11 protein-coding genes are annotated in these 20,187 nt (G+C 75.0%); 9 read left to right on the top strand and 2 right to left on the bottom strand.

All coding sequences use genetic code 11. The features are described from left to right. Positions 1–56: 56 nt before the first annotated feature. The gene (locus tag ABZW10_RS14780) at positions 57–974 is read right to left on the bottom strand and encodes an SDR family NAD(P)-dependent oxidoreductase (protein ID WP_355364308.1); all 918 of its coding nucleotides are present in this window, start codon (positions 972–974) and stop codon (positions 57–59) included. A 441-nt stretch (positions 975–1,415) separates the two neighbouring features. Next, complete coding sequence (locus tag ABZW10_RS14775; RefSeq protein WP_355364305.1) at positions 1,416–3,281, bottom strand: BTAD domain-containing putative transcriptional regulator; 1,866 nt, start codon at positions 3,279–3,281, stop codon at positions 1,416–1,418. A 201-nt stretch (positions 3,282–3,482) separates the two neighbouring features. On the opposite strand from ABZW10_RS14775, the gene ABZW10_RS14770 reads away from it, so the two are divergent. The 9 genes from ABZW10_RS14770 to ABZW10_RS14730 all read left to right on the top strand — a co-directional run bounded on the left by ABZW10_RS14770 (position 3,483) and on the right by ABZW10_RS14730 (position 20,184). After that, a complete protein-coding gene (locus ABZW10_RS14770; protein ID WP_355364302.1) occupies positions 3,483–4,346 on the top strand; it encodes an aminoglycoside phosphotransferase family protein in 864 nt (287 codons plus the stop codon). A 1-nt stretch (position 4,347) separates the two neighbouring features. Then, entirely contained in the window at positions 4,348–5,616 is a 1,269-nt protein-coding gene (locus ABZW10_RS14765; RefSeq protein WP_355364299.1) for an MFS transporter, read from the top strand. Then, positions 5,613–8,798, top strand: a complete 3,186-nt coding sequence (locus ABZW10_RS14760) for an amino acid adenylation domain-containing protein (protein ID WP_355364296.1) — start codon at positions 5,613–5,615, stop codon at positions 8,796–8,798. Before ABZW10_RS14765 ends, ABZW10_RS14760 begins: the two co-directional genes overlap by 4 nt. Beyond that, on the top strand, positions 8,791–11,085 hold the full coding sequence (locus ABZW10_RS14755; protein ID WP_355364293.1) for a beta-ketoacyl synthase N-terminal-like domain-containing protein: 2,295 nt from the start codon (positions 8,791–8,793) through the stop codon (positions 11,083–11,085). Before ABZW10_RS14760 ends, ABZW10_RS14755 begins: the two co-directional genes overlap by 8 nt. Further along, the gene (locus ABZW10_RS14750) at positions 11,085–11,354 is read left to right on the top strand and encodes a phosphopantetheine-binding protein (protein ID WP_355364290.1); all 270 of its coding nucleotides are present in this window, start codon (positions 11,085–11,087) and stop codon (positions 11,352–11,354) included. Before ABZW10_RS14755 ends, ABZW10_RS14750 begins: the two co-directional genes overlap by 1 nt. Beyond that, positions 11,351–14,770, top strand: coding sequence for an amino acid adenylation domain-containing protein (locus ABZW10_RS14745; protein ID WP_355364287.1), 3,420 nt, complete (start codon positions 11,351–11,353; stop codon positions 14,768–14,770). Before ABZW10_RS14750 ends, ABZW10_RS14745 begins: the two co-directional genes overlap by 4 nt. Beyond that, a complete protein-coding gene (locus tag ABZW10_RS14740) occupies positions 14,767–17,709 on the top strand; it encodes a beta-ketoacyl synthase N-terminal-like domain-containing protein (RefSeq protein ID WP_355364284.1) in 2,943 nt (980 codons plus the stop codon). The genes ABZW10_RS14745 and ABZW10_RS14740 overlap by 4 nt, the downstream gene beginning before the upstream one ends. Further along, positions 17,706–19,298, top strand: coding sequence for an amino acid adenylation domain-containing protein (locus ABZW10_RS14735; RefSeq protein WP_355364281.1), 1,593 nt, complete (start codon positions 17,706–17,708; stop codon positions 19,296–19,298). Before ABZW10_RS14740 ends, ABZW10_RS14735 begins: the two co-directional genes overlap by 4 nt. A 385-nt stretch (positions 19,299–19,683) precedes the next feature. Next, the gene (locus tag ABZW10_RS14730) at positions 19,684–20,184 is read left to right on the top strand and encodes a tetratricopeptide repeat protein (RefSeq protein ID WP_355364278.1); all 501 of its coding nucleotides are present in this window, start codon (positions 19,684–19,686) and stop codon (positions 20,182–20,184) included. The last annotated feature ends 3 nt before the right edge of the window (positions 20,185–20,187 follow it).

The following is a 20,187-nucleotide window of genomic DNA, read 5'->3' as shown; positions in this document are numbered from 1 at the left end:
AGGGCCGTTCCGGAAGACCAGTCGGTCTCCGGAACGGCCCTCGCGTGCCGCCCGGGTCAGGCGTGTGCGGCGACCAGCCGCTCGGAGGCCGTCCAGAGTTCGGCGGCCCGGGTGCGGTCGTGCGACTCCTTGGAGCTCTCGCGCGGCTGCCGGCCGGAGAAGTAGGTACCGGTGGTCCCGGCCGGTTCCGGCGCGGTGGCCAGCCAGGCCAGGTCGGCGGAGGACTGTTCGACGGACCGGGCCCCCGGCAGCGTCTTGACCAGCAACGGGGTCAGCTGGGCGTAGACCCGCTGGATGCGCGGCGGCCAGTCGCGGTCCAGCGAGGTGCCGGGCATCAGCCCGGGGTCGAAGGCGTTCACCGTGATCGCGCGCGGCACGACCCGCCGGGCCAGCTCGTAGGTGGCGTACAGGTTCGCCAGCTTGGAGGTCGCGTAACGGATCCGGCCGGACTTGGCCGAATCGCCCAGCACGGAGCGGTCCGGATCGACCAGCGCCTGCGGGTCCTCCCAGCGCGGGGCCGGGAATCCCATCGACTTCCGGGGCCCCTGGTGGACCTCGCTGGAAACCAGGATCACCCGGCCCGGCTCGACGATGTGGTCGACCAGGAGTTGGGTCAGCAGGAAATGCCCGAGGTGGTTCGTCGCAAACGTCAGTTCATAACCGTCACTGGATCGCTGGACACCGTTCACCACCTGGATTCCGGCATTGCAGATCAGCACGTGCAGTGGCGGCCGGTCGGACTTCGCGAGGATTTCCCGGGCACCGGCCCGAACCGACGAGAGCGAGGAAAGGTCGAGTTCGACCACCTCCAGACTCGCCGCGGGAATCGCCGCGCGGATCTCCGCCGCGGCGGCCTCCCCCTTCGGCACGCTTCGGCAGGCCATGATCACATGGCTTCCGGCAGCGGCGAGTTCGCGCGTGGTGGCCAGCCCCAGTCCCGAGGAGGCACCGGTGATGATGACGGACTTCTTCAAGGTCGACTCTTCTCTGTGGTGATGGCAATCATGCGCCCGCAGCGATACGTCTGACTGCCCATCAGAATACCAGAGCCGTATTCCCGAATCCTTTCCTTCGATTGCCGGAAATATCCTCCCGGCATGGACCGGTCACACGTCGTCGTGAAGAAATGGCCAAGATCGGACGACCCCCCTCCGGAAATGCGCCGGGTACGACGGAAGGGCGGGCGGCCACCCGGCCGCCCGCCCTTCGGGGCCGTCATTCGGCTCGGCCACGGGAGGCTCCGGCCGGTGGCCCGGTTCTTCAGGATCACGGCCGTGGGGAAGCACATACAGGTGTGCCCCACCCAGGCGGTGGTCCGCGGGGGCGGCTGTTCACGGCGCCGGTCCCGCTCGACGCCGCCGTCCGGAACCACGAGCACACACCTGATCGGCGCTCCCTGCCGACGGTGCGTCAACTCACTGCATCCCCAGGGGGGTTCCCTCCACCTTTAGGCGCCCCGCGGCGGCCTCGACGGCGAAGGCGTGCAGCAGGTCGTGCAGCCGGTAGTGCTCGGCCCGTTCCTGGATCAGCAGGTTCTCGTCGACCAGCGACTCCAGCGCCTCGCGCGCGGAGGCCGGGTCGAGGGCGGCGAGTTCGGCGGTGGAGCGCGCGGTGTAGTCGCGGCCGGGGTGGTCGGCGAGCAGCCGGAATAGCCGCCGGGCGGGTTCCGGCAGGCCCCGGTAGGAGAGGTCGAAGGCGGTGCAGAGCGAGCGGTCGCCCGCCACGATCGCCCGGATGCCGCCGTGCTCGAGGTGTTCGGCCAGGTCGGCCAGGCCCCACGCCGGGCGGGCGCGCAGTCGGGAGGCGGCCAGCGCGAGGGCGAGCGGGAGGCGGCCGCAGAGCAGGGTGATGCGCTCCGCGGCCTCCTGCGCGGCGGCGACCCGGTCGGGTCCGGCGGCGGCGGCCAGGAGCGAGACGGCCTCCGGCGGGCCGAGCGGGTCGAGCGGCAGGGCGCTCGCGCCTTCCAGGCCGGCCAGCCGGCGGCGGCTGGTGACCAGGACCAGACAGCCGGGCCCGGCCGGTACGAGCGGGCGGACCTGCGGTTCTCCGGCGGCGTTGTCGAGCAGCAGCAGCGCCTCGCGGCCGTGCAGGCGGTCGCGGAACAGCGCGGCGCGGGCGTCCAGTCCGGCCGGGACCCGGGACTCGTCCACGCCGAGGGCGCGCAGCAGCCCGTCCAGGACGTCGGACGGGTCGAGCGGGCGGTGGTCCGGGTCGAAGCCGCGCAGGTTGACGTAGAGCTGGAGCTGGCTGAACCGGCCGGCCCGGGCGAGTTCGTGGGCCGCGCGGACGGCGAGCCGGGTCTTGCCGACGCCGGCCATCCCCTCGATCGCGATGACCTGAACGGTGGCGGGTGATCCGACCGGCGCGGTGGCCGAGTCCAGCAGGACGCCGAGTTCGGCGCTCCGTCCGGTGAACGTCGGCAGGTCGGCGGGGAGTTGGCGGAGCACGGTGACCGGGAAGGGCGGGGACCGGCGGGCCGGTTCGGCCGGTTCGGCGGAGCCGGGAGCACGGCGGGTGTCCGGCGGGGGCGCGGCGCCGCCCGGCCCGAGCACCCGTTGGTGCACGGCGGCGATCTGCGGGCCGGGTTCGATGCCGAGGTCGGCGGCGAGGGCCGCGCGCACCCGGCGGTAGACCGCGAGTGCTTCGCCGCGCCGCCCGGCGGCGGCCAGGGCCTCGATCAGCAGCGCGTGCACGCCCTCCCGGTGCGGCTCCTCGGCGGCCAGCCGCCGGAGCACCCGGATCGCCTCGGTGGTGCGGCCGAGCCGCAGGTCGGCGCAGGCGGCGAGTTCGGCGAGCTCGATGCGGGCCTCCAGCCAGCCCGGCACCTCGTCCCGGTGCAGCGGATCCGACGGCACGTCGGACAGCGGCGATCCGCGCCACAGCTCCAGGGCGGCGGCGGCCGAGCGGGAGACGGTCTGCCAGTCGTCGCGCCGGGCGGCGGCGCGGGCGGACTCGCCGCGCGCGGTGAAGATGGTGGCGTCCAGTTCGGTGTGCGGGTCCAGGCCGATCCGGTAGCCGGATCCGGTGGTCTCGACCCGTTCGGCCGCCTCCCCGAGCAGCCGGCGAAGCCGCAGCACGTGGCTGCGCAGGGTGGTGGCGGCGGCGCGCGGCGGCTGGTTGCTCCAGACGGCGTCGGCCAGTTCCTCCACGCCGACCGTCTGGTTGGCGCGGCACAGCAGGCTCGCCAGCAGGATCCGGACGCGGGACGGCACCATGACCGCCGCTCCGGCGACGCGGATCTCCAGGGGCCCCAGAAGGCCGAACCAGATCGTTCCACCCACCGTATCTCCCCAGTTACTGCACGGTTATGGCTGCGATTGAACCTATCTTGAACACTTCCAGTCAAGGAGTGACGCATAAGGGCCATCCCTTGAACGGAATTTGCACGCGGCTTCCATCCGGCTTGAACGCGGGTCCGCCAGGCTGTCGCCGTTGATCGCCTCAAAGATCGTCCGCCGCTTGCCGATTGGTGATGATCCCCGTTGCTCGATCTGGACGAGATAACCGCGAAATTCCAAGCGACCGCCGACTACGCCGGCACCGGCAAGGTCAACCACCGCTGGCTGGGCACCCTGCCCGAACAGGTGGCGGCCCTGGCCCGGGAGTGGGAACTGGAGATCGGCGCCGACATCGAGACCGACTTCACCGCAAGGGTCTCCTCGGTACTGCTGCCCTGCACCGGACCGCACGGCGCGGCGAGCCTGAAGCTCGCCGCCGACTCCTACGCGCTGGCCGAAGAGGTCGCGATGCTCCGGCAGTTCGCGCCCAGCGGCCGGGTGCCGGGCGTGCTCGCGGCCGCCCGCGGCGCCGCCCTGCTGGAGGCCGTCGTCCCCGGCACCTCGGTGGAGCCGCTGCCCGAGCAGCCCGACCCGGCCGAGTACGCCCGCTTCCTCAACGAGCTGCACGCGGTCGGCGACCCGGAGGCCGCGCCGCGCCGGATCGCCGACTGGCTGCAGGTGCTGTACGGCTGGAGCGAGCGCGGCGGCCTGGACTGCGCCTCCTCCCGCCGGATCTCCGCCGAACTGCTCGCCGACCCGGCGGAGCGGGTGCTGCTCCACGGCGACCTGCACCTGGGCAACGTCCTGGCCTCCGACACCCGGGGCCTGGTCGCCCGCAGCCCGATCGCCTGCGTCGGCGAGCGCTGCTTCGACGCCGCCGACTACGTCCTGGAGGGCTGGGACCGGACCGTCATGGTGCGGCGGCGCGACGAACTCGCCGACGAGGCGGGGCTGGACGCCGACCGGCTGGACGCCTGGTGCCGGGCGCTGGCCCCGCTCGGCGCGTCCCGCTCCACCATCCCCGAGCGGGTCTTCGAACTGCTCGCCTTCGCACGCGGTGAGTACTGACGTGAGCGGGAACGACACGGTGCCCGCCGGCCGGCTCGCCCGGCTGATCCCCGCCGACCCGCTGCGCCGCCGCCTGCTGGCCATCCGCTTCGCCGGAGCCGCCGGCAAGGGCGTGTTCCTCAGCGGCAGCGTCGTCTACTTCACCCTGCACGTCGGACTGTCCGCCGGCCAGGTCGGCATCGGCCTGTCCGCGGCCGGCTTCGCGGGACTGGTCTCCTCGGTGCTGTTCGGCATGATCGCCGACCGGATGCCCAAGCGCACCCTGCTGTGCGTGCTGTTCGCGGCGGTCGCGGTCGGGTTCGGCCTGTACTCGGTGGTCTCCAACGCGGCGGAGTTCTACGCCCTGGTGGTGCTGATCGCCTTCCTCGACTACGGCACCGGCCCGACCGAGAGCGCCATGGTCGCCACCCTCGTCCCGGACGGGGAGCGGGTCCGGCTGAACGCCATGATGCGCTCGATGCTGAACATCGGCTTCAGCGTCGGCATCGGGATCGCCGCGCTCGCCGCGCTCAGTTCGCGGCTGCTGGTGCTGATCCCGGTCGGCTCGGCGGTGCTGCTCGGCGCCGCGGCGGCCCTGGCGACCCGGCTGCCGGTCGGCGCACCCGTCCCCGCCGCCCGCCGCCCCCGCCGGTTCGGCGCCATCCGCGACCTGCGCTACCTGAGCGTCGTCGGACTGTCCGCGCTGCTCGCCTCGCACATCAGCCTGCTGATGGTGGTGCTGCCGCTGTGGACGGTCAACCGGACCGAGGTGCGGCCGTTCCTGGTCCCGCTGCTGCTGGTGATCAACACCGGCTTCGTGATCCTCTTCCAGGTCCGGGCCAGCAAGGGCGCCGAGACACTGCCCGGCGCCGCCGCCATCGGCCGCAGGGCCGGCCTGTGGATCGCGGCCGGCTGCCTCGCGGTGTCGCTGACCGCCGTCTGGCACCACACCGCGCTGGCGGTGGCCGCGATCGTCGCCGCCGTCCTGGCCCTGTCGGTGGCCGAGGTGATGCAGTCCGCCTCCGCCTGGGGCCTGGCGCTGGGGCTCGCCCCCAAACACGCCGAGGGCGAGTACCTGGGCACCTTCGACCTGCACGTGGCGACCCAGAACGTGGCCGGCCCGGTGCTGCTCTCCGGCCTGGTCATCGCCCAGGGCTTCTGGGGCTGGGCGGCGGTCGCCGCGCTGGTGGCAGCCGCCGCGCTGCTGATCGGACCGGCCGCCCGGCGCAGCGCCGAGGCGATGGCCGCCGCCGGCCCGCAGGCCGCGGTGGAGACGGAGGAGTCGGTATGACCCGCACCGCACGCGCGTCCTTCGCCCAGGAGCGCTTCTACTTCCTCAACGAGCTCCAGCCGGGCAACCCCGCCTACGTGGTGGCGTTCGCCCTGCGCATGGAGGGCGGGCTCGACCGCGCGGCCCTGGGCGCAGCGCTGCGCCGGGTGGCCGCCAAGCACGAGGTCCTGCGCACCGGATTCGCGCTGCGGGACGGCGAGTTGGTCCAGCGCGTGGTCGAGGACGCCGAGCCGGAGATCACCCTGCTGGACGGCGGCCCCGCCGAGCGCGCCGGGCAGGACGCCCAGCTGCGCGAGCTGGTGGCCGCCGAGGCCGCCCGCCCGTTCGACCTGGCCGGCGGCCGGGTGCTGCGCGCCCACCTCGTCTCCTGGGACCGGGAACGGCACGCCCTGGTGGTGCTGGTGCACCACATCGCCTGCGACGGCTGGGCGGTGGGCCTGCTGCTGGACGACCTGGCCGAGGAGTACAACACCGGCGCGGGCGCACCGGCCGGACCCAGCTACCTGGACTACGCCGAGGCGCAGCGCGCGCTCTGGTCGAAGAACACCCGCCGGCTCGAGAACTGGCGCCAACTACTCATCGGTGCACCGCAGTTGACCCTGCACACCGACCACCCCCGGCCGAGCGTCTTGAGCTTCGCCGGCGCGGTGCTGCGCCGCCCCCTCGACCCGGAGCTGGTCGCCCGGCTCACCGCCTGGGCCAAGGAGCGCGGCACCACCCTGTTCGGCGTGACGCTCACGGCGTACGCCAAGCTGCTGGCCGGTTACGCCCGTCAGCAGGAGGTGGTGATCGGCGTCCCGGTGGCCAACCGGCTGGACGAGGCCGAGGAGCGGCTGGTCGGCTGCCTGGTCAACACCCTGCCGATCAGGGTCGACCTGTCCGGAGACCCGGACTTCGCCGAGCTGACCGCCCGCACCTGGCGCACCGCGCTGACCGCGCTCGGCAACCAGGACGTGCCGTTCGAGCAGATCGTGCAGGCCGTCGGGGAGGAGCGGCAGCTCAGCCACGCCCCGCTGTTCCAGACCATGCTGACGGTGCAGAACTTCAGCTTTACCGTGCCGGAGTTCGCCGCGCTGCGGACCACCGAGGTGGACGTCGAGATCGAGGCCGCCAAGTTCGACCTCGCACTGACCGTGGACGTCTCCACCCGGGCGCCGTTCCTGCGCGCCGAGTTCTCCACCGAGCTGTTCGAACCGGCCACCGCGGAAGGGCTGCTGGAGCAGTACCACACCCTGCTGGCCGCGGTGGTCTCCGACGGCGAGCCCGGCCCGGTCTCCCCGCAGGAGCACCACCGGCTCACCCTCGGGTGGAACCCGCCCGTTCCCGAGCGGCGCGCCGAACACCCCTCCGTGCTGGGCGCGTTCCGCGGCCATGCCGCCCGCACCCCGGACGCCGTGGCGCTGGTGCACCGGGGCGACCGGGTGACGTACGGCGAGCTGGAGCGCTGGTCCGACCGGATCGCCGCCGGGCTGGCCGGCACCGGCCTCGCCCGCGGCGAGCGGGTGGGCCTGCTGCTGGGCCGCTCGCCGGCCGTGGTCGCCGCGATCCTCGGCGTGTGGAAGGCCGGCGGGGTGTACGTGCCGCTCGACCCCGAGTACCCCAAGCAGCGGCTGGAACTGATCCTGGCGAGCGCCGAGCCCGCCGTCCTGCTGGTCGAGCCGGACACCCTCGGCCAGGCCGGCGGGCTGGCCGGGCAGCGGACCCTGCTGGACGCCCGCACACTGGACGGCCCGCGGCCCGCGCCCGAGGTCCTGCCCGACCCGGACGACCTCGCGTACCTCATCCACACCTCCGGCTCGACCGGCGTGCCCAAGGGCGTGATGGTCCGCCACCGCGGCCTGGACGCGCTCTGCGACCCGACCCCGGCCGGCCTGGAGACCGGCCCCGAGGACCGCTGGCTGGGCGCCCACTCCTTCTCCTTCGACGTCTCGGTCTGGGAGATGTGGGGAGCGCTCTCCTCCGGCGCCCGGCTGGTGATCGCCGACCAGGCCGACCTGGTCGACCCGCCGCGCCTGGCCCGGCTGGTGCACGCCGAGCAGGTGACGGTGCTCAGCCTCACCCCCGGCGCCCTGTACCGGGTGCTGCCGCCGTTCTTCGACACCCTCGGCCCCGGCAAGTCCCCGGTGCGGTACGTGGTGCTGGCGGGCGAGGCGCTCAGCTGGTCCCGGCTGGCCTCGCTGGTCGACCCGGAGCGGCTGGCCGCGGTCTTCGTCAACATGTACGGGATCACCGAGGGCACCATCCACGTGACCATCGCCCAGGTCCCGGCCGCCGGCCTCGGCGGGGTGCGGGAGGGCGACATCGGGGTGCCGCTGCCCTCCGCCCGCTGCTACGTCCTGGACGCCCGCGGGCGGCCGACCGGGGTCAACGTGCCCGGCGAGCTGTACGTCGGCGGCGACCTGGTCGCCGCCGGATACCTCGGCAGGCCCGAGCTGACCGCCGAGCGCTTCGGCCCCGACCCGTACGCCCCCGGCACCCTGTACCGGACCGGCGACCTCGCCAAGTGGGCACCCGACGGCCGGCTGGTCCACCTCGGCCGGGAGGACGACCAGGTCAAGGTCCGCGGCTACCGGGTCGAACCGGCCGACGTGGAGGCCGCGTTCCTGCGCCAGTCCGGCGTGCGCTCCTGCGTGGCCGCCGCCGAGGGCGACGAACTGCTCGCCTTCGTGGTCGCCGACCCCGGCGCCGGCGGCGAGCGCGAGCTGCGCGCCCTGGTCCGCGAGGAACTGCCCGGCTACATGGTGCCCTCACGGATCGTCCCGGTGGAGCGGATCCCGCTGAACGCCAATGGCAAGGTCGACACCCGCCGGCTGCTGGCCGAGCGCACCGCGCCACCGGCCGCGCCCGTACCGGTGCGGTCCGGCGGCGACTCGCTGACCGAGCGGATCCGGGCGCTCTGGGCCGAGGTGCTGCGCCGGCCCGACCTGGAGCCCGGCGACAACTTCTTCGACGTGGGCGGGCACAGCTTCGCCCTGATCACGGTGCAACAGCGGATGGCGGAGATCGGCCTGGAGATCTCGGTGACCGACCTCTTCCGCTTCAGCACGGCGGCGGCCTGCGCCGCCCACTTCCGGCCGGAGGCGACCGCACCCGTCGTCGACCAACGGCTCGCACAGCGCCGGCAGGGCCGCGAACAGCTCGCCCGCCGGCGTCGACTGATGAGAGGGGACGAGCATGCCTGACGACCTGGGGCAGGACCGGATCGCCATCATCGGGATGGGGATCCGGCTACCCGGCGCCGGCCGGGACCTGGACCGCTTCTGGCACAACATCGAGCACGGCGTGGAGGCGATGAGCTTCTTCGACCGCGAGCAGCTGAGCAGCTGGGGCTACCCGGACGAGGTGATCGACCACCCGGACTTCGTCCCGGCCCGCTCGGTGCTGGACGACTACGACTGCTTCGACGGCCGGCTGTTCGGCTACTCCCCGCAGGACTGCGTCCTGATGGACCCGCAGCAGCGGGTGCTGCTGGAGTGCGCCTGGAGCGCCCTGGAGCACGCCGGCCACCCGCCGATCGCCCCGGACGGCAACCGGATCGCCGTGCACGTCGGCACCGGCCTGAACGTCTACCTGCTGGACATCCTGTGGCCCAACGCCCGCGCGGTGAAGTCCGCCGGCGGCCTGCAGATCCTGGTCTCCAGCGACAAGGACTTCGCCGCCACCCGGATCGCCTACAAGCTCAACCTGCAGGGCACCGCGTTCACCGTGCAGACCGCCTGCTCCACCTCGCTGGTCGCGGTCCACCTGGCGGTGCAGAGCCTGCTCACCCACGAGGCCGACATCGCGCTGGCCGGCGCCGCCTCGGTGGGGCCGCCCACCCGGCGCGGCCACTTCCACGAGCCCGGCGGGATCTTCTCCCCCGACGGCCGCTGCCGGACCTTCGACAGCCAGGCCCAGGGCACGGTGGACGCCGACGGCGGCGCCATCCTGGTGCTCAAGCGGCTGGAGGACGCGATCCGGGACAACGACACCGTGCACGCGGTGATCGCCGGCACCGCGGCCGTCAACGACGGCGCCCGCAAGGCGGGCTTCACCGCCCCCGGACCGGAGGGCCAGGCCACCGCCGTCCGCACGGCGCTGGCCGTCGCCGGCCTCGAACCGGACGCCATCGGCCTGGTCGAGGCGCACGGCACCGGCACCGTCCTGGGCGACCCGATCGAGGTCTCCGCGCTGCGCACCGTCTTCGACACCGACCGCCCGGACCGGCAGCCCGTCGCCCTCGGCGCGCTCAAGTCGATCATGGGCCACCTGGACACCGCGGCCGGCGTGGTCGGCGTGGTCAAGACCGTCCTCGCCCTGAAGAACCGCACCATTCCGCCGGTCGCCCGGTTCACCGAGGCCAACCCCGCCCTGGGGCTCGACAAGTCGGTGCTGTACGTGCCCACCGAGGCGCACGAGTGGCCGGCCATCGACGGCGTGCGCCGGGCCGGCGTCAGCTCCTTCGGCATCGGCGGCACCAACACCCACGTCGTACTGGAGGAGGCCCCGCCGGTCCACCGCAGCGGGCCGAGGCGCCGGGAGGGCAGCGAACTGCTGCTGGTCTCCGCCAAGACCGAGGAGGCCGCCACGCAGAGCCTCGCCCGGATCAACGGGCACCTGGCCGGCCTGCCGGCCGCGGACCTGCCCGACCTCGGCTACACCCTGCGCACCGGCCGGGCCGAGCTGCCCTGGCGCGGCTGCCTGATCCGCACGCCCGACGAGGAGTTCAAGCCGCTGCGCCCGGTGCGCCGGGCCACCGCGGTGCAGGCCGAGCGCGGCGCCGGCTACTTCCTGACCGGCGGCGGACGGCTGCCCGGAAGCACGCACACCTACAACCTGGACCCGCACTTCCGGCAGATCGTCGACCGGGGCTACGCCGAACTGCGCACCGTGGACGGCGTTCCGGACCTGGAGACCCGGGAGCTGGCCGGTCGCTTCGCCGTCGCCCTGGCCTGGATCGACGCCCTGCGGCGGCGCGGTGTCCGCCCGTCCGCGCTGGTCGGCCAGGGCGTCGGCGCCCTCGCCGCGGCCTGCGCCGCCGGTGTGCTGGACTTCACCGACGCGATCGGCCTGACCCTCGGCCGGCCCGCCGACGGCCTGCGCTGCGCCGAGCCGACCGTCCCGCTGTACACCCCGGACGGCACCGCGATCGGTTCCGCGCAGGCCGCCGACCCCGGCTACTGGGCGGCCCGGCTGCACGAGGAGCACGACCGGAGCTTCGCCCCGCCCGCCGCCGGGCCCTCCCCGGCCGCCTGGCTGGAGATCGGCACCCAGGTGCTGCCCCGTCTCGACGTCGAGCCGCCACCGGTGTCGAACGGCTACGACTGGCTGCTCGCCTCGGTCGGCCTGCTCTGGGAGATGGGCATCGGCGGCCCCTGGGACCCCGAGCTCGACCGGGGCCTGCGCCGGGTCCCCGCCCCCGGCTACCCCTTCGCCCCGACCCGCCACTACCTCGACATCCCGCCCACGGCCAAGGAGAGGCACCTGTGATGAGCGAGCACCGGGAGACCGCGTTGGCCACCGAGTTCGAACAGATCTGGATGGAGGTCCTGGGCGTGGACGCCGTCGACCAGGACGACGACTTCTTCGACCTCGGCGGGCACTCGCTCAGCGCCCTGCGGCTGTCCATGCTGGCCCGCCAGGAGCTCGGCATCGCCGTCGAGCTCAACCACGTGCTGGAGAACCCGCGGTTCGGCGACCTGCTGGCCGTCGCCGAGAAGGCCGGGCCGGAGCGGGTGTCCGAAGGCGGCCGGGCATGACCGTGCAGGTCGGCCCGCTCGCCGAGTGGACCCCCCTGATCGCCCACCTCCTCGGCCTTCCGGCCGAGGAGGTCGCGGACCGGTCCTCGCGGGAGTCCTTCACCGCCCTGGGCGGCACCTCACTGCAGGCGATCGCGCTCACCGCGGGCGGCCAGCGCGAACTGGCCAGGGACGTCGAGGTCGCCCGGCTGCTCGGGGCGCTCCCGCTGGCCGAGGCACTGGCCGGGGCGACGGACTACGTCCGCACCGAGCCCGCCCCGCGCGAGCCGGCCGCCGAGGCGCTCGACCGGGAGCTGCTGCCCGGCCAGAAGGCCATGCTGGCCGCTCATCTGGCCGGCCACGACCAGTCGTACCACCTGATGTTCACGCTGCAGCCGCCGGGCGGGCTGGACCCCGACCGCACCGAGGCCGCGCTGCGCGCGCTCACCGCCCGGCACGAGTCGCTGCGCACCCTGTTCAGCGAGCACGGCCGGGGCGCCCGCCGGACCGTCCTGCCCCCCGGGCACAGCCCGCGGCTGCTGCACCAGCGCCTGCCCGCCGGCACGGACCCGGTCCGGGCCGTGCACGAGCTGTACGGGCGGCGCGCCGCCGAACTGCTGCGCCCCTTCGAGCAGCCGCCGGTGGTGTTCGTGCGCACCGACGCCGGGGACCGGACCCTGCTCACCGTGCTGCTGCACCACGCGCTGGCCGACGGCTGGAGCATCGGCGTGCTCTGGCGCGAGTTCGCCCGCCTCCACCAGGACGGACCCGGCGCGCTGCCCGCCGCCGGGCCGTCCCCCGAATGGACCGCCACCCGGCTCGCCGCCAAGGACGCCGCCGGCGAACTCGCCGCCGCCACCGAACGGGTGACCGCCCGGCTGGCCGGCGCCCCGCTGGTCGCCACCCTGCCCACCGACCGCCCCCGCGCGGAGGAGGCCGACGGGCGCGGCGAACGGCTGGTCTTCGACCTGGAGCCCGCCGTCGCCGAGGACGTGGACGGGCTCGCCCGCCGCGCCCGGACCACCGTCACCGCCGTCCTGCTCGCCGCCTGGGCCCTGGCCGCCGCCCGCCGTGCCCGGACCTCGGACCTGCTGCTCGGCGTGGCCGCCGCCGGCCGGTCCGAGGCCGGCATGGCCGACCTCATCGGCCTGTGCACCCGGATCGTCCCGGTCCGCTGCCGGATCGACGACCGGCAGCCGGGCACCGCCTACGTACGCGCCACCGCGGCCGCGCTCGCCGAAGCCGTCAGCGACGCCGACCTGCCCTTCGCCCGGGTGGTCGACGCGCTCGCCGGCGAGGTCGACGCCGCCCGCAACCCGGTCGCCCAGCTCGGCTTCGCCGCCCACCACGACCTGGTCCCGGACCGCTTCGACACCGCCGAGGGCGAGTGGCGGGTGCACGAGGGCCACTGCCACGGCTCCGTCTTCGACGCCGTGCTGTTCGTCCAGGACTGGTCGCGGCGGCCCAGGCTGGCCCTGGAGTACGCGAGTTCGGCGCAGGACGCGGCCGACGTCGGCGAACTCGCCGAGTCCTTCCGGACCGTCCTCGCCGAACTCGCCGCCCGGCCGGACGCCCCGCTCGGCGAGGTCACCGGCATCTCCGACGGGCAGCGGCTCAGGCTCCAACAGCTCGGCCGGGGCAGCGAGTTCACCGGGGAAGAGGACCTTTGGACCCGGTTCGAGCGGCAGGCCGGGCGCCGGCCCGACGCGGTGGCCGTCGACGATCCGCACAGCGGAACGGTTCTGACGTACCGCCAGCTCCTCGATCTGGCCCTCGCGCAGGCCGACCGGCTGCGCGCCCTCGGCGTCCGGCCCGGCGACCGAGTGGTGCTGGAGCTGCCCCGCTCGGCCGCCGAGGCCGTCGCCGTGCTCGGCGTCCTGAGCCTGCCCGCCACCTATGTCGCCGTCGACCCCGGCGTTCCCGCCGACCGCCGTGCCCGCATCGCCGAGGCCGTCGCCCCGACCGCCCGCATCGGGGGCGCCCCGGACGACCCGGCCCTCGCCGCCGTCCCCCGCTGCCCGTCGGCCGGCCTCGCGGCGGACACCGCGCCCGCCCCGCCGCGGACCGGCGGACCGGCCGGGCCCGGCGCGGCCGCGTACATCTCCTTCACCTCCGGCACCACCGGCGAGCCCAAGGGCATCGTGGTCCCGCACCGGGCGGTGCTGCGGCTGGCCGACGACGGGCAGCTGTTCGCCCACCCGGCCGGGGCGCGGATGCTGCGGCTCTCCCCGCTGGCGTTCGACGCCTCCACCCTGGAGCTGCTGGTACCGCTCGCCGCCGGCGGCACGGTGGTCGTGCACCCGCCCGGCGAACCCACGCCCGGCGGCCTGGCCGACTTCCTCCCCGCCTCCCGGACCACCCACGCCTGGCTCACCTCCGGCCTGTTCCACCTGGTCGCCGACCACCGGCCGGAGGCGTTCGCGGGCCTGCGCCAGCTGTTCACCGGCGGCGGCGTGGTCTCACCCGACCACGTCCGCCGGGTGCTGCGGCGGTGCGGCCGGCTGCGGATCACCAACGGCTACGGGCCGACCGAGAACACCACCTTCACCACCGTCTTCCACGCCGACGGCGCCCACGAGGTGCCCGACCCGTTCCCGATCGGCTCACCGGTGTGCGGCACCGGCGTGCGGATCACCGACGACGCCGGCCGCCCCGTACCGCCCGGCGCCGTCGGCGAACTGCGCGCCAGCGGCGCCGGGCTCGCCGACGGCTACCTCGGCGACCCGCGGCGCACCGCCGCGGCGTTCACCGAACGCTCCGGCGAGCGCTCCGGCGGACGCTCCGGCGAGCGCGAGTACCGCACCGGCGACCTGGTCCGCTGGGGCGCCGACGGGCGGCTGCGCTTCCTCGGCCGCGCCGACCGGCAGGTGAAGATCGCCGGCCACCGGGTCGAACCGGTCGACGTGGAGCGCCGGATCCGCGAGCGGCCCGGCGTCCTGGACGCCGTGGTGTTCGTCGCCGCCGAGCGGCTGTGCGCGGCCGTCAAGGCACCCGCCGACCTGCTCGCCGGGATCCGCGCCGCCGTCGAACCCGGGCTCGCCCCGTACGAGCGCCCGCAGCGCTGGCTCGCGGTGGACGCCTTCCCGCTGGACCGCAACGGCAAGGTCGACCTGCGCGCCCTCGGGGCGCTGTCCGCCCCCGCCGGCCCCTCCGCCCCGACCGCTGCCGCCACCGCCGCCACGTCCGCCGGCCCGGTCGGCGATCTGGAGGAGCTGATCTCCAAGGTCTGGGCCGGAGTGCTCGGCACCGATGACTTCGACACCGACGAGGGCTTCTTCGACGTCGGCGGCGACTCGCTGGGCATCGCCCTGGTCCGCCGCCGGCTCCAGGAGCAGCTGGACGGCCGCCCGATCCCGCTGACCGACCTCTACCGCTTCCCCACCGTGCGGACCATGGCCGCCCACCTGCGCGCGACGACCACGGGAGGACCGCGATGAGCCAGGAGATCGCCGTCGTCGGCATGGCCGGCCGGTTCCCCGGCGCCGCCGACCTGGACGCGTACTGGTCGAACCTGGTGGCCGGCCGGATCAGCGTCAGCCGGCTCGACCGCGCCGAGCTGCTCGCGGCCGGCGTCCCCGCCGCGCAACTGGACGAGCCCGGCTACGTCCCGGTGCGCGGCACGCTCGCCGACCCGGAGCTGTTCGACTCCGCCTTCTTCGGCATCCCGCCGCGCGAGGCCGACCTGATGGACCCGCAGCAGCGGCTGCTGCTGCAGACCGCCTGGCAGGCCCTGGAGTCCGGCGGCCTGATCACCGACGGTCCGCCGGGCCGGGTCGGCGTGTTCGCCGGTACCGGCTACAACTACTACCTCCAGCAGCACGTGCTCGCCGACCCGGCCGTGCTGGAGACGGACGGGCTGCTCTCCGTGGTGCTCGCCAACGAGAAGGACCACCTGGCGACCAGGATCGCGTACCGGCTGGGCCTCGGCGGCCCGGCGATCACCGTCCAGAGCGCCTGCTCGACCTCGCTGACCGCCGTCCACCTGGCCTGCCAGAGCCTGCGCACCGGCGACTGCGATCTCGCCCTGGCCGGCGGCGCCTACCTCGCGCTCCCCCAGCAGTCCGGCTACCAGTACGAGCCCAAGGGCATCATGTCGCCGGACGGGAGCTGCCGGCCGTTCGACGCCGCCGCCAACGGGACGGTGCCGGGCAGCGGCGTCGGCGTGGTCGCGCTCAAACGCGCCGAGGACGCCCGCCGGGACGGCGACCTGATCCACGCGCTGATCTCCGGCTCCGCGATCAACAACGACGGCGCCGCCAAGGTCGGTTACACGGCTCCCGGCGTGGCCGGCCAGGTCGACGTCCTGGCCCGCGCCTACGCCGGGGCCGGTGTCGACCCGGCGACCGTCGGCTACCTGGAGGCGCACGGCACCGCCACCGAGGTCGGCGACGCGATCGAACTCGCGGCGCTGCACGAGGTGTTCAAGGCCGGCGGAGCCCGCTGCTCGCTCGGCTCGGTCAAGGCGAACATCGGGCACCTGTCGGCCGCCGCCGGGGTGGCCGGGCTGATCAAGGCCGTCCTCGCGCTGCGTTCCCGGCAGCTCCCGCCACTCGCCGGAGTGCGGCAGCCGCGCGCCGAACTGCTGGACCCGGCAAGTCCGTTCACCGTGGACACGGTCGCCCGCGACTGGCCCGCCGCACCCGGGACGCCCCGCCGCGCCGCCGTGAGTTCCTTCGGCCTCGGCGGTACCAACGTGCACGTGGTGCTCACCGAGGCCCCGACGGCCGAGGCGGCACCCACCGGGGCTGCGTCCACCGGGGCGGCGTCCACCGACGCAGTGCGCGCGGCCGACGGCCCCGAACCACCGGCGGGCCCCGAACTGCTGGTGCTCTCCGCCCGCAGCGACGACGCCCTGCGGACCGCCGCCGAACGGCTCGCCGCCCACCTGAACGCGCGGCCCGGGCTGCCGCTGCGCGACGCCGCCACCACGAGCCGCGAACACCGCCGGCACTTCCCGCACCGGCTCGCCGTGGTCGCCGGGGACCCGGCCGCCGCCGCCCGGGCGCTGGCCGTCGCTCCCCGCCGCACCGCGCTGCGCCGACCCGAGGTGGTCCTGCTCCTCCCCGGCCAGGGCGCCGAGGCCCCCGGCATGTCCGCCTGGCCGTACCACCGCTTCCCGGGATTCGCCGCCGACCTCGACCGGGGCGCCGACCACGTCCACGGCCTGCTCGGCGTCGACCTGCGCGACCTGCTGCTCGGCAGCGACCCGGACGGACTGCTCCACCGCACCGACCTCACCCAGCCCGCCCTCGTCCTGCACGAGTACGCGCTCGGCCGGCTGCTGCTCTCCCTCGGGGTGAAGCCCGCCGCGCTGATCGGCCACTCGGTCGGCGAGTTCGCCGCCGCCGCGCTCGCCGGGGAACTCACCCCGGAGGAAATGCTGCGGCTGGTGGTCGAACGCGGGGCGCTGATGCAGCGTGCCCCCGAGGGCCGGATGGTCGTCGTCCTCGCCGACGGACCGACGGTCCGCCGCCACCTCGCCGACCTCGACGAGCTGGACCTCGCCTCGCTCAACGCCCCCGAGGTGGTGGTGGTCTCCGGCCCCGTCGCCCCGATCGGCCGACTGCGCGAACGGCTCGAGGCCGACGGCGTGCCGCACCGGCCGCTGCCCGCCCGGCGCGCCTTCCACTCCCGGATGATGGCCGACGCCGCCACCGCCCTCGGCGCCATCGCCGCGGACGTCCCGGCCCGCCCCGCCACCGTCCCGGTGGTCAGCAGCGTCGACGGCGGCCTGCTGCCGGTGGGCGGCGTCCGCCGGGCCGGCTACTGGGCCGAGCAGCTGCGCAGCGCGGTGCGCTACCAGGACGCGGTGGAGGCCGTCGCGGACCGCTCCCGGCTGGTCCTGGTCGAGGTCGGTCCCGGCACCGGACTGATCGGCAGCGCCCGGCAGATCCCCGCGGCCCGGCACGCCGCCATGGTCGCCCTGCAGCCCCGGCGCGCCGATCTGCTCGGCGGCCTCGGGCAGCTCTGGGCGCACGGCGTCGACCTGGACTGGCCCGCCGTCCGGGCCGGCGCCCCCGCCAACCGGGCCGCCCTGCCCACCCACCCGTTCGCCGCCACCCGGCACTGGCTCGACGCCGCCCCCGCCGCTTCTCCCGCCGATGCCCGCTCCGCTCCTTCCTCCGCCTCCGCCTCCCCCTCCACCGTCTCCGCCGTCGACGCGCCGCTCGGCCAGGTCCTCGCCATCTGGCGCACCCTGCTGGGCGTCCCCGACGTCGGCGCCGACTCCGACTTCTTCGCGCTCGGCGGGGAGTCCCTGCTCTTCATCCGGATGATCTCCCAGGTCCAGCGCGCACTCGCCACCCCCATCGACATCGCCGCCCTCGCCGGGTCCCCGACCCCGCGCGCGATCGCCGCCCAGGCGGTGGCCGGATGAGCGACCGCACCGACCTGCCGACCCTGCTCGGCTTCAACCCCGACCCGACACCCGCCCCGCGCACCCCCGTCCACGAGGCGATCTGCCGGCAGGCCGCACGCACCCCCGACGCGATCGCCCTGCGGTACGGGGACGACAGCCTCACCTACCGCCGGCTCCTGGACGCCGCCGCCGCCCTGGCCGGCCGGCTCGCCGCCCGGGGCATCGGCCCCGGCGCGCTGGTCGGCCTCTCCGCCCGCCGAGGCCCCGGCCTGGTCACCGCCGTCCTCGGCATCCTGCTCTCCGGCGCCGCGTACGTCCCGCTGGACCCGCGGCACCCGCCGGCCCGGCTCCGCACCATGCTGCACTCCACCCGGGCGGCGCTGCTGCTCACCGACGCCACCGCGCCACCCCTTCCGGACGGGCACCCCGTCCCGGTCCTCCCGCTGACCGGCGCACCGTCCACCACCGCCCCGGCCCCGGCCCCGCTCGACTGGCGGCACCACCGCGCGGAGCCCGCCGTCGTCGACGGCCTCTGCTGCGTCATCTTCACCTCCGGCTCCACCGGTGAGCCCAAGGGCGTCGAACTGACCCACGCCGCCCTCGCCAACCGGCTCGCCGGGATGCTCGACCGCCACCGCCTCGGCCCCGCCGACGTCCTCCTGCAGAAGACCCCGTACACCTTCGACGTCTCCCTCTGGGAGCTCCTGCTCGCCTTCCTGGCGGGCGGCACCCTGGCCGTCGCGCCGCCGGACGCCCACCGCGACCCGCAGGCCCTGGTCGAGCTGATCCAGCGGCACGGCGTCACCATGGTGCACTTCGTCCCGTCGATGCTCGCGCTGTTCGTCACCGAGCCCGGAGTCGAGCGCTGCACCACCCTCCGCACGGTGCTGTGCGGCGGTGAAGCCCTTCCGCCCCAACTCGCCAACACCCTGACCGCCGCCCTGCCGCAGGCCACCGCGCACAACATGTACGGACCCGCCGAGGCCACCATCGACGTCACCGGCTGGGCCTGCCGCCCGCACGAGGACGGGGACCTGGTGCCGATCGGCCGTCCGCTCTCCAACGTCCGCGCCTACGTCGTCGACGAGTCCGGTGACCTCGCCCCCGTCGGCGTCCCCGGTGAACTCCTGCTCGCCGGCCCCTCCCTGGCCCGCGGCTACGCGGGCCGCCCGGACCTCACCGCCGAACGCTTCGTCGAACTGCCGATCGCCGGCCGCACCGAGCGGGTCTACCGCACCGGGGACCTGGCCCGCTGGTCGCCCGACGGCCACCTCGACCACCTCGGCCGGATCGACACCCAGGTGAAGATCCGCGGCCAGCGCGTCGAACTCGGCGAGATCGAGGCCACCCTGCGCCGCCACCCCCGGGTCCGCAACGCGGTCGCGGTCCTCCGCGACGGCCGGACCCTGGTCGCCTACGCCGTCCCCGCCGACGGCACCCCGGACCAGCTCGACGAGACCGCCCTCCGCGGCCACCTCGCCGACCACCTGCCCGAGCACATGGTGCCCGCCCGCATCGTCCCGCTCGCCGCGATCCCCACCACCGCCCACGGCAAGGCCGACCGCACCGCCCTCCCCCCACCGCCCCGCCGCCGCCCCCGGCCGTAACCACATCCACAGCCACGGCAGGGCCCCGGCACCACCGGGGCCCTGCTGTCCGCTGTCCGAGGTCCGGCGCCCGTCGAGTTCAGCCTGCACGCCGACTGGTCACGGTCCCGGCGCCCGGGAACATCAGGCGGGGACGGTCCCCACCCCGGCCGCGAACTCCGGCGCCGCACCGGCCGGAGCCGGGTGGAGCATGCCGAGGATTGGCCTTCACCCGCAGACGCGGATGGCGGCCCACCAGCACCCGCTCCCCGCCCGACGCCTCTGTCATGGGCCCGCCCTCCCGGTCACGGCAACTGCGCCGAGCATCGGGACACCGCTTCCCCTTTCGTTCCCCCCGCCTTCCCTCCTGGAGAGAAGCCGCCCCGGGCTCTGCGACGATGTGTGCATGGGCACACAGACCAAGGAAGCCGACCTGTCCGAAGTCGCTCGTCTGCGCGGCGAGGAGCGCTTCGAGGAAGCCCGGACACTCCTGCTGGAACTGTCCGCGCGCTTCCCGGACGACGCCGAGATCGCCTACATCACGGCATCCGTCCACGACCGGATGGGCCTGGAAGCCGAGGCCGTCGCCTTCTACGAACGCAGCCTCGCCACCACCGGCCTGTCCGAGGAGGACCACCGCGGCGCCTTCCTCGGCCTCGGCAGCACCTACCGCGTCCTGGGCCGCTACCCCGAAGCGGTCGACACGCTGCGCGCCGGCGTCCAACGCCACCCGAACGACGGCGCCCTGCGCACCTTCCTCGGCATGGCCCTGTTCAACGTCGGCGACCACCACGGCGCGATGAGCCTGCTGCTCGACCTGCTCGCCACCACGAGCGAGGACCCGGACGTGCGGCGCTACCGCCGCGCCATCGCGTACTACGCCAAGGACCTGCACCACACCGCCTGAACG

Origin of the sequence: Kitasatospora sp. NPDC004723 (assembly GCF_040609255.1) — a bacterium.
Classification (GTDB): domain Bacteria; phylum Actinomycetota; class Actinomycetes; order Streptomycetales; family Streptomycetaceae; genus Kitasatospora.
The sequence above is the reverse complement of the archived record's forward strand: the minus strand, read 5'-3'. Positions and strand labels throughout refer to the sequence as shown.